The sequence below is a fragment of the Thermoanaerobacter sp. X514 genome (assembly GCF_000019065.1).
Lineage (GTDB): Bacteria > Bacillota > Thermoanaerobacteria > Thermoanaerobacterales > Thermoanaerobacteraceae > Thermoanaerobacter > Thermoanaerobacter pseudethanolicus.
The window spans coordinates 1298888-1315000 of sequence record NC_010320.1 but is presented as its reverse complement, the minus strand read 5'-3'; the positions used below and the strand labels follow the sequence as shown (position 1 = coordinate 1315000).

At 38.8% G+C, this 16113-nt stretch carries 14 protein-coding genes (1 of these 14 running past the window's edge); all 14 read right to left on the bottom strand.

The window, feature by feature from the left end:
• Positions 1–1085 carry the start of a heavy metal translocating P-type ATPase gene (locus tag TETH514_RS06455; RefSeq protein ID WP_009052869.1) on the bottom strand. 1276 nt of this gene lie to the left of the window's left edge, so the window shows 1085 of its 2361 coding nt (coding positions 1–1085); it begins with the start codon at positions 1083–1085; the stop codon falls past the left edge of the window.
• Between the two features lie 13 nt (positions 1086–1098).
• Positions 1099–1473: a metalloregulator ArsR/SmtB family transcription factor gene (locus TETH514_RS06450; RefSeq protein ID WP_004103228.1), complete on the bottom strand. Its 375-nt coding sequence runs from the start codon at positions 1471–1473 to the stop codon at positions 1099–1101.
• Positions 1474–1789: 316 nt separating this feature from the next.
• Complete coding sequence (locus TETH514_RS06445; RefSeq protein WP_009052870.1) at positions 1790–3361, bottom strand: recombinase family protein; 1572 nt, start codon at positions 3359–3361, stop codon at positions 1790–1792.
• Between the two features lies 1 nt (position 3362).
• Positions 3363–3815 carry a recombinase family protein gene (locus TETH514_RS06440; RefSeq protein WP_009052871.1) on the bottom strand — a complete coding sequence of 151 codons (453 nt, stop codon included), beginning with the start codon at positions 3813–3815 and terminating at the stop codon, positions 3363–3365.
• Positions 3785–5344, bottom strand: coding sequence for a recombinase family protein (locus TETH514_RS06435; RefSeq protein ID WP_009052872.1), 1560 nt, complete (start codon positions 5342–5344; stop codon positions 3785–3787). The genes TETH514_RS06440 and TETH514_RS06435 overlap by 31 nt, the downstream gene beginning before the upstream one ends.
• Before the next feature lie 52 nt (positions 5345–5396).
• Positions 5397–5627: an SHOCT domain-containing protein gene (locus tag TETH514_RS06430; protein ID WP_004103221.1), complete on the bottom strand. Its 231-nt coding sequence runs from the start codon at positions 5625–5627 to the stop codon at positions 5397–5399.
• A gap of 132 nt (positions 5628–5759) precedes the next feature.
• On the bottom strand, positions 5760–6461 hold the full coding sequence (locus TETH514_RS06425; RefSeq protein ID WP_009052873.1) for an N-acetylmuramoyl-L-alanine amidase: 702 nt from the start codon (positions 6459–6461) through the stop codon (positions 5760–5762).
• Entirely contained in the window at positions 6458–6868 is a 411-nt protein-coding gene (locus TETH514_RS06420; RefSeq protein ID WP_004103217.1) for a holin family protein, read from the bottom strand. The genes TETH514_RS06425 and TETH514_RS06420 overlap by 4 nt, the downstream gene beginning before the upstream one ends.
• 81 nt (positions 6869–6949) lie before the next feature.
• Positions 6950–9421 carry a glycosyl hydrolase family 18 protein gene (locus TETH514_RS06415; protein ID WP_038016876.1) on the bottom strand — a complete coding sequence of 824 codons (2472 nt, stop codon included), beginning with the start codon at positions 9419–9421 and terminating at the stop codon, positions 6950–6952.
• Positions 9418–9999: a hypothetical protein gene (locus TETH514_RS06410; protein WP_009052875.1), complete on the bottom strand. Its 582-nt coding sequence runs from the start codon at positions 9997–9999 to the stop codon at positions 9418–9420. Before TETH514_RS06410 ends, TETH514_RS06415 begins: the two co-directional genes overlap by 4 nt.
• Positions 10000–10008: 9 nt before the next feature.
• Complete coding sequence (locus tag TETH514_RS06405; RefSeq protein WP_009052876.1) at positions 10009–10203, bottom strand: hypothetical protein; 195 nt, start codon at positions 10201–10203, stop codon at positions 10009–10011.
• A gap of 15 nt (positions 10204–10218) precedes the next feature.
• Entirely contained in the window at positions 10219–12741 is a 2523-nt protein-coding gene (locus TETH514_RS06400) for a phage tail spike protein (protein WP_009052877.1), read from the bottom strand.
• A gap of 4 nt (positions 12742–12745) precedes the next feature.
• Positions 12746–13519, bottom strand: coding sequence for a distal tail protein Dit (locus tag TETH514_RS06395; RefSeq protein ID WP_009052878.1), 774 nt, complete (start codon positions 13517–13519; stop codon positions 12746–12748).
• Positions 13520–13532: 13 nt separating this feature from the next.
• Positions 13533–16091 carry a tape measure protein gene (locus TETH514_RS06390; protein ID WP_009052879.1) on the bottom strand — a complete coding sequence of 853 codons (2559 nt, stop codon included), beginning with the start codon at positions 16089–16091 and terminating at the stop codon, positions 13533–13535.
• Positions 16092–16113 lie beyond the last annotated feature (22 nt).

Genomic DNA, 16113 nt, shown 5'->3' with positions numbered 1-16113 from the left:
GTCAAAACGCCATTTTTATTAATGAATCCGCTCAATACATCGTCTCCTGGCCCGACTTCACGAGGAACAGATTCCCCTGTTAACGCTGCAGTGTCAACCATTGAGTTTCCTTCTATAACCTTGCCATCGAGGGGAACTTTTTCTCCTGGCTTAACAATAATGATGTCACCTATGTTTACCTCTTCAGGAGATACTTTCCTGATCTCATCGCCAACTTTAAGATTTGCATAGTCAGGACGAATATCCATCAAAGCACTTATTGATTTTCTGGAGTGACCTACAGCTATATCCTGAAACAATTCACCTACCAGATAGAACAGCATAACTGCTACACCTTCTGGATACTCTCCAATGAAGAAAGCACCAATGGTAGCAATACTCATCAAAAAATGCTCACTGAATACCTGACCGCGGGCAATACCTTTTATTGCTCTTAAGACAACCTCTCCACCAACTATGATATAACTAATAATAAACAAGGTAAGCTCAAGCCAATTTTGGAAATTAAAGATGATTCCCACGGCAAATATTGCTCCACCGACCACAAGTCTTATGATTTCTTTTTTGTTGACACCTTCTTCTTCCTCTTCGTTATTTTCGTTTATTTTGGTCTTGGAGTTATTCTCCTCAAAAATGACCTTTACATCTGGCTCTATTTTCTTTACTATGCCTTCAATCTTCTCATTTAACTCAGAGCGGTTGACTTTCGGACTTATTTCCAGTGTTAGTTTCTTCGAAACAAAATCTACTGCAGCAAATTCAACTCCTTCTAGACCGCTTATTTCTTTTTCCATTTTAGCTGCACAATTCGCGCAGCCAAGTCCTTCAAGTATTAATACTATTTTATTGCTCTTGTTAACGGATTTTTCTTTCACTACCACATCCGGTTCGTGCTTGTGCACTATGGTTTTAACTTGCTGTAATATATTCTTATACTCTTGCTCTGATTCAATTTCTAAAGTCAATGTCTTGTTCATGAAGTTCATATAGGCTTTGACTCCATTTAATTTATTAACCTCATCTTCAATTTTAGCTGCACAATTTGCACAATCTAAACCTTCTAAAATTACTTCCTTCTTTAACATTACTGACCCTCCTTTACTTACTTTCTTCTGAAATATGAATTAATCCCTGGTCAAATATTTGCTTTACATGTTCATCTTCAAGAGAGTAGAATACAATCTTTCCTTCTCTTCTGCTCTTTACTAGTCCAGCCTGCTTTAAGACTCTTAGCTGATGTGAAATTGCTGATTGGGTCATATTTAATAAGAATGCAATATCGCAAACGCACATCTCTGATTCATCTAATGCCCAGAGTATCTTAATTCTTGTTGAATCTCCAAAAACTTTAAATAGTTCTGCTAGATCATATAGAGTTTCTTCTTGAGGCATTTTTTCTCGCACTTTATTTACAATTTCCTCATGTATTACATCACAGTCGCATCTTTCAATTGGTTGAATTTTTTTTGCCATATTTATATCACCTCCTTATCATTCAATTGAACACTTGAATAAGCTTTCATATGTATTATAAACCTCAATTCTCCGTTTGTCAATAAAAACATATGAGTAATTGTTCAAGTGTGTTTATCTTTTAGCTTTACGGTCAAGACCGCCACCTCTAAGCGCAGCGTAGGTGGGTTTTAATCAGGTGGAGTAGACTCTCCATCTGATTCCCCGATGTTTCAGCTTGCTGAAACGAGTTCACTTATTAGATTATCCCCAAGTATAAATAGAAAAGAACCGCCCATCAAGAAGTATTTCTCCTCAATCGGCGGTCAAGTTCATTTTATTTTTCTATATCAATTTCTACACCAGATTTAAATTCAATAGTTAGTTTATCATCATAGACCGTTATTTTCTCTATAAGTCTCCTTACTAGTTGCTCATCATACTCCTCAAGGAGGATGGATTGTTCATTAATGAATTTTTCCATATCTTCTAGCCTTTGCTTGGAGCCCTTTTTGCCAGCTTCTTCTGCTAAAGCCTTATGCCTTTCCTCTCTGAGCCTGTAAATCTCATCGGCTATATCGTTATAATCTTCTTTGGAATTGGCCAGCCTCAAAAGGTCTTTTTGTAATTCCTCTAGCTTTTTATCTATCTCGGAAACAATATTATTGTCCGTTTCACTTATCACTGTTTCTATATTTTCCTTTAAGGTAATCAAAAAGTCATCTTTTTGCCCAAGTAGCTTATTAATTGCATCCACCGTAGCTAAGCCTATCATGTCCTCTTGTACAGTTCGAGAATGACAAGCTAACCCTGTATTCTCAAGCCTACTGACACATCTCCAAACAATCGATTTTTTGCCTCTGTTATTCCAATGAACTCTACGGTATATTTCACCACACTCTCCACAGAAAATAATTTGTGAAAATACATGATTTGCACTAAAGTTTCTTTTCTTTCCACTAGTACTTATATGTCCTTTACTTCTACGAACTAACTCTTCTTGAACCTGCATGAAAATTTCACGCGGGATAATAGCTTCATGACTATTCTCAACATAATATTGAGGTACGATACCGTTATTTACAACCCTCTTTTTTGTAAGAAAATCTACTGTGTAAGTTTTTTGGAGCAATGCATCACCAATATATTTTTCATTGCTTAATATCTTCCTTATGGTACTGGTATGCCACCTTTTTTTGCCCGCTCCTGTAAGTATGCCATCTGCTTCAAGTCCTTTTTTAATTTTATCCATACTGGAGCCTTCAAGATATTCTCGGTAAATTCTCTTAACTATTTCAGCCTCCTCCGGTACAATTACTAATCGCTTATTCTCATCCTTGGTATATCCTAAAAACCTAGAGCAATTGACCATTACTTCTCCTTGTTGGTATCGGTATTGATAACCAAGCTTTACATTCTGGCTTAATGACTGGCTTTCTTGTTGCGCTAAGGAAGCCATAATAGTTAGCATAATTTCACCTTTGGCATCCAGTGTATTGATATTTTCTTTTTCAAAATATACCGCAATATTTTTATCTTTTAATTTTCTGATGTAATGTAGGCAGTCTAAGGTATTCCTAGCAAATCGGCTTATTGATTTGGTAATAATCATATCAATTTTCCCTGCCATGCACTCATCAATCATTCGATTAAATTCATCACGATTTTTTGTATTTGTACCGCTGATACCATCATCAGCAAAGATCCCTGCAAATTCCCACTCTGAATTTTTCTTAATAAATTCAGTATAATGTTCAATCTGCACTTCGTAACTACTAGCTTGTTCATCACTGTCGGTAGAAACTCGACAATAAGCAGCAACCCGAAGTTTTGGTGTTTCATCTTCTTTTCGATTGTTGCCCATGCGTTTTATTGCAGGTATAATCATTACATTTTTACTAACTGCCATCTTACTGTCCCTCACTTTCTATTAAGCTATAAACATACTCCGCTTGTGTAAAAGGATTTGTATACTTCTGAATTACTTGTCCTATGGTAAACTTCTTAGAAATAGTAGGTTTGTCTTCTTTCTTGGGTTCAAAGATTCTACCTAGCTTTTTCGCTCTCTTTACCCTCTCTGCTTCTGCTTTTTCGTAGGTCTCTTTATCAATGATGGCAGGGTAATAATCATCACCAAGATAACGTTCATTTCTTAGCATCCTTCCAGCAGTTCCATGATAAGCATCTATTCCAGCAGTCTTTGCTGCGACCGATAAAGAAAGGCCTGATAAGTATCCCCTATACAAACTCCTAACCTTTTCAGCTTTTTCTTCATCGATAACTGCTCTACCATTCTCTATCCTATAGCCGTAAGGCGTATGTGCCACTTTTCTCACATCCTTTCCCTTAGTGTGATTCCGCATTTTAAAATGAAACCTATCTCTACTCTTGAGAAGACAATTATTTTTTCAACATAATCATTAAAAAGTTGGTCGTTAAAGTCACTTAACATTTCAGCCTTATTTGTAAATTTTATTAAGTTACTGACTTCCTGCACCTTTGATAATTCTCCATTTAAGGCATGAATTAATGCTTCTTTTTGCTCCATATAGTTGTTTGCTTCCATTTGCAGTTCATTGTTTTCTCGATTAAAAAGGGCAGGTTCTAGATATCCCTTCGCCATAAGCTTTACAAGCAGTTCTCTCTGTTCCGCGTTTTTTTCAATTTGCTTCTCTAATTCCTGAATTCTTGAAAGGTTATCAGACTTGTTCATTCCACGTAAAGCCTCTAATAGTGGTTGTAGAATAAGTTTTCTGCCGAAAATCAGCTTATTCATCATCGTAACAAATGCCTTCTTTATATCCTCATCTCGAATAAACTGCATGGAACATTCTGTTATCTGCTTTAAGTGTTTGCTACAACACCAGGCTACGTATTTTCTTGCACCAGATGAATGAATTCGCCTTTTAAAGGTACTACCACATTCCGAGCAAATAATTTTTCCAGAGAAAGAATACCGATTTTGGTATTTATTGTTACGCTTTTCTATGCCCTTTTCTTTTGCCCTTTGATTTAAGGCAGCTTCTACTGCTTCAAATACTTCATGGCTGATAATTGCCTCATGGTGATTTTCTATTAAATATTTATTTTTCTCACCATAATTGGTGCGCTTATTAAATCGGGAATCTGTATAAGTTTTTTGCAGTATAGCATCCCCAGTATATTTCTCATTTTTTAATATCCCTCGAATTGTAGTAGCAGTCCAACGAGCACCTCTTTTAGTAGGTATACCCATTTGATTAAGATCATCTGCAACTTTCTGTGTACCTTTGCCCGATAATACTTCTGCGAAAATATACTTCACGATTTCTGCCTGCTCAGGGTTTACCACCATTTGACCATCAATGTTGTCATAACCAAATGGTGGGTATGAAATCTTAAAAGTTCCGTTTTGAAATCTCCTTTGAACTGCCCATTTGTTGTTTTCCGAAATGGAAATGGACTCGCTTTCTGCAAGTCCACTTAATATAGAAAGCATCAACTCACTTTCCATTGATTGGGTATTAATATTCTCTTTCTCAAAATAGATGTAAATACCCAGGTCCAACAGTTTACGAACCATCTCCAAACAATCCGTAGTGTTTCTCGCAAACCTACTAATGGACTTTGTAATAATTAAGTCAATCTTCTTATTTTCACAATCTGACAGCATTCTGAGAAGTTCCGTTCGGTTTTCTTTTTTGGTGCCACTAATTCCCTCATCATAATACAAGCCAACATACTCCCATTCTGGGTTTGCCTTTATGTAAGTCTCATAATGGGATTTTTGTGCTTCTAGGCTCACTAACTGTTCATCACTGTCCGTAGAAACACGACAATAAGCAGCTACTCGTAATTTTGGCTTGATAATTGATGTACCCTTATTCCCGTCTATTTTTGTTATCTTTTTCATCGACTCACCTCCTTTTTGGTAGGTCACATATTACCTCTGAACGCCCAGTATATCAAGGAATATCGGGCATTATCTGTGCTAACATAGGTGAGAAAGTTTCGCGGTTTAATAGCATAATTTTGTTGAACTCTTCCTTTGAAATAAGACCCTTATCAAGCATTTGATGTAATAGCTTTTCCGCCCTATAATAATCAAATTCTCTTTGAAGAGCCTCGGCACTTAGATATTTCCTTTTTGGATTTAATAGTAGATCCTGTTTATCTGTAATTTTAGTAATCTGCATATAGGTAACCTCCATTTCTACAGGTAGACCCCTGCACCTATATGCAAAAATCCCTAATGATTCGAACCCCTAAAGGTCAAAAAAAAAATGACCCGAAGAGCTATTACACTCCTCAGGTCATAGGTAAAAGTGTTAATCATACTTTATAAACGCATCCGTAAAGCCAGCCTTTTTCGCTTTGGCAAGCTGGGCCTCTGCATTGGCTTTTACGGAATAAGCACCGATTTGAACGCGGTAGTATTTCTTTTTCTCTGTTTCTCCAGATTTAGCTCCTTCACTTAAGAGGCTTTTTACATCTGCACGAAATGTATCCATGCTCTTTCCATGCTTAGGAAACCAGTTTTTCGGATCACCATGATTACTTGCGATTCCTCTTTGATAGCCTTCATAATGGCCAATAATATCTTTTTCAGTTAGATTGTATAATTTGCAAAGATAAACACAAAGCTCTACCGCTTCTTTATAAACCGCATTAAAATACGAGGCATCGGTCAATCCATCCTCGCATATTTCAAAACCAATATGTGTATCATTTGCACTTCCTCCAGCATGCCACCCTCGATGGTCCCATGGTAGAGTTTGATAGGTAGCAATTGAACCATCCTTAAGTTTTCCAATGAAAGCATGGACACAAACCTGTTTTCCATCGGGCCTATCCTGATTCCAGTGATTATTGTACTGATTTACACCTAATAAACCATCATCCGGCCCAACATATCTACGAAGATAAGGATTGTTGGCACCGGTGCTATGAACCATGATACCTTTCGGTGTAATCTTTTTACCTGCCTTATAACAAGCATTTTCAGTCAGAATAAGTTTTCTTAGATTCAATATTCCTTACCTCCTTTATTATGCAACTGAACAAGGATATCTTTTAATTTTTCTGGTATTGGTAGTCCTAATCGACCAGCATTTTCTAGCATAGATACACCTTCATTGGAGCAATAGAAAAAGATGATAGCAGTCCGAAGCACGCTCCCATCTCCGATCAGATTTGTATCAATCAAATGTCCAACTCCAACTAGAATAAAAATAAGTACTTTTTTGAATATGCCCTTAAACCCTATTTCACTTGATAGTTTCTTTTCAACAATGGCACACATGACACCGGTGATATAATCAGCCACCATTAATGCCACTAATGCATATAAAAATCCATCAAAACCTCCTAAAAACCATCCTAAAAGTCCACCAAGTACAGTAAACGCAGTTTGTATCCAACTCCAAATTTCCTTCATTATTTTTACCTCCTTCATGATTGGTGCATATATAAAAAGAGTGTCTGCATTATCGCAAACACTCTTGGTTCAGTGTGTTAATTATATTTGTTTAGGTAAGGCTTCCCATAACCTCATATCCTCCTGTCCCAGAGACCATATCGCAATCCCCCTAAGCTTCCATCGATACGCTGCCTCATTTGCCCAATAGACTAGGCTATCCACGTCTTGGTAGTAAAGAATTGAGAAGCCATCAGCATCCCCGAGAAATAGGCGTGAAATCCATACATTAATGTCCTTAGGCACAATCTTTACTGAATAGTCATTTCCACAGACCAATGATAAAAGCTCTGAGTGAAAAAAATCATAATCCATGGAAATATCCTGACTTCTTGTTGAAGCTTCCTCCACATCACTGTTAACTGTAAAAACCTGAAACTCACTATCCCATGTAACACCAGTTCTTTCTAGTCTCCCATACTCCGTTCTAGTTCCATCTGGGAAGATTACATCAAATCTTTCATAAGGTTCATAAGTCCAGGCATCTCCTAATCTTATTAATTCACATAGAATACGTCCATCCGATTGAATTCCGGCATAACCACCTGAATAACCATCAAGCGACGCTGTGAATCGCAAAATACTACTTGCTCCAGAATAAACCCTTACAGAATTACTACGTATCCTCATTTCAATGGTGTACATTCTTGGATTTGAGCGAAGATCTGATGATGGAGTTTTAGAAATTTCGGTTGCATAGCTTCCGATTAGAGTAGAACCATTATATAGTTCAATACGCTGTGAATTAATATTTAAACAGCAAAAGAGTTCTCCACAAAAAATGCCAGCTCGACCACTTCCATCTGAAGGAAAAGCTAATCTCGCTCTTAAATGAACATCTGAGAAACCATTATATTTCCACGCCAACCTCCCATGTCCATCAAGCTGTGAATAAGGGCGAGTAGCTGGATCATTCTTGTTCTGCCACACCTCCCACTCTCCGCTTAATGTTGTCCAATAGCTGGATGGAAGCGGATTTTCATCTCGAAAGTCCTCATACCAAATTAGTGCTGAATCAGGCTTTCTACGAAGTACTTCCGTTGTCAATTTAAATCCTCGATCGGGCTGAACCATTAAACCGTTCACATCTTTAAACTGGCGAGGGGATAACATGAAGTCAGCCTCTCCAGCAGAAGGCTCTTCACTAAAGCTTGAACATACCCGAAATCCATAGAACTGTACTCCTGTTACTGTGGAACTAACTGTGACAGTATGAGTTCCAGCTGAAAGATATACACTCGAAGCCAAAGAGCTCCAGCAAGTTGTTCTCCAATATGGCCACCATAACCTACTCTCACTAAATACCTTATTTATTCCGTCAAGCGAAACATGGATAGTATTCTTGTCCCAAAAAGGAAAAGAAAAGCGAATAGCTACATCATAAAAACCAGCAGATTCTATTTCAAATTCGTAGGTGGCTTCACCTTCATCTCCAAGTGTAATAAATTGAGATGAAACTGATACATTACCAAAATAATTATCAGGTGTTCCACCACTACGGTCTATAAAGATTGTGCCAAATTCAGTTTTTTGTTGCTTACTATAGGCGGTCAAATATCTGCGACGACTATAGGATTCCTCAAGTAATGGGTATGTTCTTGAAACAGCATCCCAGCCTTCCATGTAGTCATACACATGTGGTAACGCCCAAGGAACCTTATCATAATCATCCCAATACGCAATGATTGGAATCATTGGTTGAGGTGGCCCGTCATCAGTAAAGTTATATCCTCCTGTCATCCAAAGCTTTGCTGCATAATAAGTGTTTGAAATCCCACGATATGTTATTCCAAGGTTCTCTGGTGTATCATGTATCCTCCAGTTCCAGCCATAGGCGGGCAATCCCAAAAATATTTTTTCAGGATTCATAACCCGAACAGCATAATCATAAATACCTTCCAACCAATCCCTCGGAGAAACCGGTCCCGGAGCAGAACCAGCCCATGCCATGCCATAACTCATAATCGCTGCCGTATCACAGTACGGATTTAAGTCTTCATAGACACACCAATTTTCGCCACCAACCGAGCCTTGTACTCCCGTCATTCCTGGTAAACAAATATTAACGAGTTTAGAAGAATCATAGGCTTTGACAGTATTATATATGTCACGAAATAGGGCATTGGCAGCATCCTTGTTCTCGTAGCCACCTCCACGTTCCAAGTCTATATCAACCCCTGCACACCATGGATACTTTTCCATAATGCGAATGATCTCAGTAAGAAATTTATCCTTCGCACCACTGGTATTATTTCTAAGGGCAGTAAAAATAGAAGCTGTACCATGATTCATAATAGTCAGTAGCCATTTGATATGAGGCCAACGGTTAATATAGGTAAGCATACTGGATATGCTTGTTCCTGTTTCTGTTATTGTCCCGGTGATATCCACTTCAAAAGTAAAAATACCCACCGTATCAATTCGATCACCATAGTCTCGTAATGCTTGATACATGCGGGTATTCCCCATGAAACTCCAGACCATACAACGCTTACCTTTTAAATAGTCAATCAAAGGCGCTCACTTCCTTCCTGCATTTCTTGAAACTCAAATAATACCCGGGCTGATTTTCTGTCTTCTAGCTTTATCACATGTTTGCTATCACCGGATGCTGTATATTGAAAAAAACCTTCCTTATCAGTTGGGTTTCCGTTCTTTAAACACTGCCTAGTTGATGCTAGTAGCGAAAAGGTATCACCTGGACTAACTGCCTCATTAAATATCACCTTGTGCGCCCCTGCTCCTTGAGACAATTGGATACTGCCTGCAGCCATATTTTGGTTGGGATAAATATGACAGTCAAGGCCAGCGGAAGTTGAACCCAGATTGAAGAGAATAATCGTCTCTCCGCTTCGAACTACTCCATTATAAAAGCGAACAGGAACAATTGTCTCATTCTCTCGATATTTTTGCAGCATGCTCTCTGTGTTAGTTGTATAACCAGTAAGGTGATTTCCTTCCTGTGCTTGAATATCAGTAAAATATACCGTACCTGTACAATCTTCAAGAAGTAAATTCACTGTTACGCTTACTACTCGTTTATCCTCTTTACAATGAATCGTCTCGGTAAATCTGGTAAATGCAACTGACATTTGCACCACCTACCCATCCAGCGTCCATTGTATTTCTGACACATGACCAACCCAGCCCGTAGCAACAGAGCCACCTTGCAAAAGCATATCCGTAAAGAATACCTCACCAGTACAATCAGTAATGAAAAGACGGATGGTAAGCGACTTTATCTTGCCAAAACCTCTCGGTGTAATAGCATGAGCTGTCTGTGAAAAATAAGCCATATCGCTACCTCCTTCCTAATAGAGATCAATAAACCTAGTTTCTGTCGAACCGTCCTCATATTCAATGACAACTTCAATTCCAACTTTTCCGTTTGGCCCTTTCTGTAGATTTTCCGATGCAATCTGCGCTGAAAATGTGTAACTCTTTCTACTAGCAGGATACACAGTCTGTGATAGACTTTTTGTCATTCCTAAAACTCCCTCAGCTTTAAAAGAAGCTGATCCTGATACCCCATTATTAGGGTCCACTGTAAAACCTGAACTTAACCAATAGGTTAACCCGTCATCAGCTCGTGAATTTCTTAGATGATTAAAAGGAACTAAGTCTTTTACTTCCTGACGGTCAAGAACATCAGCTGAAGATAAAATATCAGCAGCTTTATCCCAAACAGCAGATGAATCCCCCAGTTCTCTTAACGTTGTTGATAGCTCCAGCACTGTTTTCCATGGTTCTTGGAGATTATATTGTCTGCGTACCACACGAGTTTTGACAGATAAATTCAAATCTCTATCATCCACAGTTACTATATCACCTAGTTTCCATGCCTCATGCTCATATCCTGTCAACACTGATAAGTCCATTGCAGAGAGAACATATGAGATTCGTGGCTTCGCATACTGAGCTAAGCGCATATTAGCGAACTCAAGCAGCTGATAAGGGTTGCTGATTGATGAAGCATCCAGCGTTCCTACTCTAACTTCTGATGAATAGCTATAATCCTCAACATACTCTTTATTACCATTGATAGAAGCAAATGTTATACCATCTTTTCCATAAGCATAAAGGCGAGTGATTAGACTTCTAGTATCCACTACGCGCTGTATACTTTTCATGTTCTTTCTATAGCAAAATAATGCCCCACTATCAGTACCTCCAAATGTCAAGAGATGTACCAAACGATTGGCACTATCGAAAATCAAGTCGCCTCCATGAATATTCTGTATTGTTCGTAGGATAGCTAATGCATTCTTTTCTGTTGATTGCCATGTACGTTTAGTATTTACAGTTACGTTTCCTAATGACCAGCCAGTATTAAGTAAGGCATAGCGCATAGGGACTTCTGGTGTCTCTGCAACAAATTCCATGGGTTCTTTTTCAGCACTAAAAGAAAGATCATAAAATGCTGCTTCCGCATATACTTGAGTTACAACTCTTCCATCGGAGCTTTTCTCATCTGTTATAGTTCGAATACGATAAACATCATTAACAATCTGCACCTGTTTTTCATTGTCTAATGTCTCTCGCTTGGAATCATGAAATGGCAGTTTAAACTCCAGAATATCAGCGCCATTTACTTCACTTGTTACTACAATATCAAAGGCATTTTCTAACACTGCTTCCCAAGCCCCGTTAGTATCCAACACAACTGGTCTTGCAAATCCAAGTCTCTCATAAGGAGGTTTTGGTATATCATGTAGTTGTATTTCAAGAAGTTTAGGAGTTCTACTGGTGTCTTGAGTAGATAATGTAATTCGATAACGAATATATTCTCTGTTTGGAGATAGTAATTCCCCACTTGTTCCAATAGCCTGCCATTCAGTCCAACTAGACAAATCATCTGATGTAGAAGTTTCAACTAAGCTTATCGATGTTATACCTGCAATGTATTCACTTGTAACTGATACTCTACCCGTTCCAGAAAGCCCACAGGCAGCTGCTATCGAATAAAACTGGCCACTTTGTGCATAGACTCCGCTTGTTGCTTTTAGTATGACAGAACCAGGGTCCACAAGAGCATCAACATCAGCAGTGCTGTCTCCACCGTTTGCCAAAATTGAAGATTTAAAATAGAAAATAAGATCCTCCATGGTAAGCGAAGAATCTTTTTCATAGAACCAGTCATCAAATCCTCCTGCGTAATAATAGGTATTTGCATGCATCCCCATCACAATGTCCGCAACACAGGATTGATTTAAGTCTCCCGTGAATGTTCGAACTGGAGATTGCCAGACAGCCCCATCACTTCGATCGCAAAGTAAGTTCTGTACCCTTTTGCTGTTTACCTCAATGATTGATGCAATAAAGTACCACCCGTTATTCTTTAGGGGAATAGTAGGTGTTTCTGTCTGGTCATATATCAGGGAGCCGGAAGAATTATACAGCATTAATCGCAACCTTCCCTGAAATAAAGAAACATAAAAAATTGGTTGGCCAGGGCCTTGTCTAGTATTGAAAATCGGGATATACGTCTGCCCCACAGAATAAGTAGTTGGGTTTATCCATCCACCAACAACAATCTTTTCACCTAAATCACTAAAAAAGCTACCATCATTGGTAGCCACTAAATGCGTCTTTTCACTTGTTGGATTAATGATATTCTGCCTAAAATATCTTCCTAATCTACCAGATGATAAGTTGGCTGATGTGCCTGACCATCCGGATACAAAGAAGTTTCTGTTATGACCAGAATCATCTGCAAGCATGTTATTGCTATCTGGTGTAGCTTCATTAAATCGCCAAAGAGCAACTGTCTTCTCGCTTACAGGAAACTCACCTGTAAAATCTGTCTGTGATGTTAAGATTGATTTAATTGCCACAAGCTCACCTCCATCTGCTTTTAGCCATAATCTTCAGCTCCGAAAAAGTTGCTCCCGCCACTGAAACTGTTATTTCATTTTCACCTTTGTGCAGTATAGGAAAGTTAAGCTCATCCAAGCCTGCAAGCCCATTTCTAAGTGTATTTCCGTTTGCATCGGTTATTTTTGCAGTTACTAATCCACTATCAATGACAAGCACTTCATCTGCTGCCAAAGCCCCAAATACTCGTAGTTCTTCGCCATTTGTCGTAATAGAAATGTAGGTGGATGATGAGCTGCTGATTATCCCCTTAAGTTGATAAACCGGTTCTGAATCCGCATTCCCAGTTAACCTTTTAATTTCATGAGCACCAACACTGGAAATCGTAAATTGTTCATCTATCAGTGCATAGGCGTGTGGATCTGGACAAATAAATTTTAATTCAAAGGCTCCAGCAGTTCTAAGTAATCTCTCACAATCTACTTGTTCAGTAAGCCGAGCATAAAAGTATCGATCGGGAATATCCTCTAATACAAGCTGCTTGAGACCATTCATTGGATTAAGCCATTCTGCAATAGAATCTAAAACGCTCACTAAATCTGCAAAACTCTTTTGAGGATATACATTACAGCTGATTGTTATGATCCGCTCTGAACTATCACAACCAAAATCTGCAACTCCCGCCTTTCCTGGAACAACCTCATACGAATTTCGTAGAGCGGGCGATGCCTGCCACCTTGTAAGTTTTGCTTTTATCTTCATATTTTTTGAATTGATACCATTATAAACGAAGCCCATACATCGCCCTCCTTTATGCAGTTATAAATCTTCCTTGAGCTCGTGATCCTGTTTGCATTAAATTATATAGCTCCTGTGAAATCTTCCGAATGTCGTCCTCACTTCGAACAATCATCTGCTGTATCGTAATTAATGAACCTTCAAAAGTTCCATAGCTGCTACTAATGCCAGCTCCATTCATATTCAGATTGGAGTTGATGTCAAAATCAGTTGGGATGGCATTTTGCATATCTTGACTAACACTATTCATTGCTTTTTCAAAACCAACCCCAATACCCTCTCCAAGGTTTTCAACTATACCAGCAAATAATGTTGATGGTGAATGAATGCCAAAGAAATTTTTTATTTTATCGACAACCCCACCAAAAAAGCCTGAAATTTTATCCCAAAGCCAGGCTCCAGCATCAGAGATACCCTGCCATAATCCTTTGATTAAATTGGTTCCAATCTGAGCCATTTGCCAAATTGAACCTGTAAATCCTTTAACCAGTGCTGTAATAATTTGTGGTACAGCTTTTACAACCTCTACAATAATCGTTGGAAGGTTTTTAATCAGTGAAACTAACAACATGATCCCCGCCTGAATAATCTGAGGTATGCTACCAATAATAGCATTCACAAGAGATGACACAATCTTTGGTATAGCAGTAATAACAGTCGAAATGATCTGTGGAAGATTTTGAATCAGTGCTACTAACAATTGCACTCCGGCATCAATAAGCTGCGGGATTGAGCCCAAAATCGCTGTTATTAACCCGTCGACAATTTGCGGAATTGCTTCTACAATTACTGTGATGATTTCTGGTAAAGCTGAAATTAAAGATGTTAGAAGTTGAATACCCGCTTCAATTATTTGAGGTATTGCACCAATAATAAAATCTACTATCCCAGTAATAATGACCGGCAATGCTGCAATCAACACTGGAAGAGCATCCAAAATCCCCTGAGTTAGTCCAAGTACAAGCTGAAGTGCCGCCTCTAGGAGCATTGGTAGGTTATCCAAAAGTGCCTGCACAATTTGTATCACTGCTGATACTGCAGCTGGAATTAACTGTGGCAGTGCTTCTGCAATTCCACTGACAATAGTTCCGATCATTTGTACTCCTGCCGTAACAAGTGCCGGTAAAGTTTCAATGATTCCATTGACTAGTGTCATCAATAGTATGACAGCAGCCTCTGTTATCTTCGGTAATGCAGAGGTAAGTCCTTGAACTAGAGAAATAATTATTTGAGAAGCAATATCCACTACAATTGGCAACTGCTCAGAAATAAATTGAACTGCTTCTTCTAAGATTCCACCAAAAGCATCAATTAAGCCTTGAACACCATCTTTCTCAAAAGCTTGAGATAATTCATCAATCCAACCATTAACCATCGGAAGAACAGTTCCAGAAAGCATGGTTGTTAACCCTTCAGCAAGCTGCCCCTTTAACGAAGCAACTCCATCCTCAAGAGTTGCCATTTGCCCAGAAAAAGTTTTGGATTGTGCTTCCATTGAACCATAGAAACGCCCACCTTCTGATGTTGCTGATGCAAATGCCTCCGCAACCATGTCTGCTGAAATTGCCCCTTTTGACATTTCCTCCTTGAGTTCACCGATGGATTTTCCGGTCTTACGTGAAATTTCCTCTAATGGGTTAAAGCCTGCATTAATCATTTGCATTAGGTCTTGCCCTGTTAACTTACCGGTTGAGGACATCTGTGCAAATGCTAAAGTTAAACTTTTGAATTTTTCGGCATCCCCCTGAGATATATCACCCAACTGTTTCATTCTTATTTGAGCTTCTTCTGCAGACATTCCAAAGCTCATAAGAGTTTGGGCTGATTGAGCAAGATCTTGCATTCCAAATGGAGTAGCCGCTGCTTCCTTTTTCAGATCATTCACTAACTTTTGTGCTTTTGCCTCATCGCCCAGCATGGTAGTAAACGATGCAGTATAACTTTCCATTTGAGCGTTGTATTCAACGCCATCCTTCATCGCACCCACAAATGCTTTTCCTATTCCCGCAATAGCCGAGCCTAATGCTTTTACTCCACCGATTATGGCATCTGATAGCAGATTTGCTTTAAGTACATCTCCCAAAACAGAGGTTTTCTTAGTGGCATCATCCATTTCATTGCCAACATCATCAACATTATCAGCAAGTTCATCGGCTGCATCAGCAGCATCTTCCATGTTGTCAGCACTTTCATCTGTAGCATCGGAATGATCACGCAAACTCTTATTGTTATTTTCAAGTTCTCGTTCCATGCCATTGAGCTCAGCCAAAGCTTTATTTAATTGAATCTGCCAATTTTGAGTTCTACGATCATTTTCTCCGAAAGAAGTGGAGGCATTATCTAGTGCAGATCGTAGTGTCTCTATCTTTTCTTTTTGTGCATCGATCGTTTTTTCTAATATTTCATTACGCGCTGTTAAGGCTTGGATGGACTTATCATTTTTATCAAACTGGGAGCTGATTAGAGCCATCTCACTACCTAAGACTTTAAATGCCTGGTTAATATCACGAAGTGCATTTTTAAATTCCTTTTCGCCTTCCACTCCGATTTTTAAACCGAAATTATCTGCCAAGATTACCTCCTCCTTTCGTTGA

Excerpts from the sequence above, each read along its gene's own strand:
- TETH514_RS06405 (WP_009052876.1), bottom strand. The coding sequence starts at position 10,203 with ATGGCTTATTTTTCACAGACAGCTCATGCTATTACACCGAGAGGTTTT.
- TETH514_RS06435 (WP_009052872.1), bottom strand. The coding sequence starts at position 5,344 with ATGAAAAAGATAACAAAAATAGACGGGAATAAGGGTACATCAATTATC.
- TETH514_RS06410 (WP_009052875.1), bottom strand. The coding sequence starts at position 9,999 with ATGTCAGTTGCATTTACCAGATTTACCGAGACGATTCATTGTAAAGAG.
- TETH514_RS06430 (WP_004103221.1), bottom strand. The coding sequence starts at position 5,627 with ATGCAGATTACTAAAATTACAGATAAACAGGATCTACTATTAAATCCA.
- TETH514_RS06440 (WP_009052871.1), bottom strand. The coding sequence starts at position 3,815 with ATGCGGAATCACACTAAGGGAAAGGATGTGAGAAAAGTGGCACATACG.
- TETH514_RS06445 (WP_009052870.1), bottom strand. The coding sequence starts at position 3,361 with ATGGCAGTTAGTAAAAATGTAATGATTATACCTGCAATAAAACGCATG.
- TETH514_RS06450 (WP_004103228.1), bottom strand. The coding sequence starts at position 1,473 with ATGGCAAAAAAAATTCAACCAATTGAAAGATGCGACTGTGATGTAATA.
- TETH514_RS06420 (WP_004103217.1), bottom strand. The coding sequence starts at position 6,868 with ATGAAGGAAATTTGGAGTTGGATACAAACTGCGTTTACTGTACTTGGT.
- TETH514_RS06395 (WP_009052878.1), bottom strand. The coding sequence starts at position 13,519 with ATGGGCTTCGTTTATAATGGTATCAATTCAAAAAATATGAAGATAAAA.